This is a genomic window from Paraburkholderia sp. EG304 (assembly GCF_046543485.1).
In the GTDB taxonomy this organism is placed as follows: domain Bacteria; phylum Pseudomonadota; class Gammaproteobacteria; order Burkholderiales; family Burkholderiaceae; genus Paraburkholderia; species Paraburkholderia youngii.
On record NZ_JBKGUA010000247.1, the window covers coordinates 1 to 943 of the forward strand.

Below are 943 nucleotides of genomic sequence, written 5' to 3' on the forward strand. Positions count from 1 at the left end.
GCTACTCGGAGCGTTATAGAGCGGAGTGGATAAGGAAGGCAGAACAGGATGAAGCAGCAGACGCTGGCGATGGAAGCTGACGAAGGTGCGGGTTTCGAGAGGCACCGCAAACGGACGCGGCGCGATGAGTTTCTCGATACGATGAATGCAATTACGCCGTGGGCGGAGTTGTGCGCGGTGGTCGAGCCGCATTACCCGAAGCGCGGCAATGGCCGCCCGCCGATTGGCCTGGAGCGCATGCTGCGCATCCATTTCATCCAGCACTGGTTCAATCTGGCCGATTTCGCCTGTGAAGAGGCGCTTTACGATAGCGCCAGCCTGCGTCGCTTTGCGGGAATTGATCTGGGCCGCGAGGCGGTGCCAGACGCCACCACGCTGCTCAAATTTCGTCGTCTTCTCGAAACCCACAAACTGGGCGAGAAGCTGTTTGCCGAAGTCGGCCGGGTGCTTCAGTCCAGCGGCATGAAAGTCAAGAGCGGCACGATCGTGGATGCCACGATCATCGGTGCGCCGAGCTCAACGAAGAATGAGCAGAAGTCGCGCGACCCGGAAATGCATCAGACGCGCAAAGGCAAGCAATGGTACTTCGGCGCGAAGCTGCATATCGGCGTGGACAGCCAGAGTGGCCTGGCGCACAGCGCAGTGCTCACGCCAGCGAACGTGCATGACAAGCATCCGCTGCCGCAATTGCTGCACGGTCAGGAGCGGCGGGTCTACGGTGACAGCGCATACGCCAGCCAGAAGGCGCTGATCCACAGCAAAGCGCCGAAGGCGCGCGACTTCACGAATCAGCGCACCCGCCGCGCGGGTGAAGTCGATGAGGTGCAGCGCGGCAAGAACCGCAACAAGTCGAGGATCCGCGCACGCGTAGAGCATGTCTTCGCGGTGGTCAAACGACTGTGGGGCTTCACGAAGGTGCGCTACCGCGGGTTGGCGAAGAATG

General features: G+C 61.3%; 1 protein-coding gene. It reads left to right on the plus strand.

All coding sequences use genetic code 11. The features are described 5' to 3' along the window. Nucleotides 1-48 precede the first annotated feature (48 nt). The coding region (locus ACLFKU_RS43670) for an IS5 family transposase (protein ID WP_410853379.1) at nt 49-943 on the plus strand (895 nt) is incomplete at its 3' end.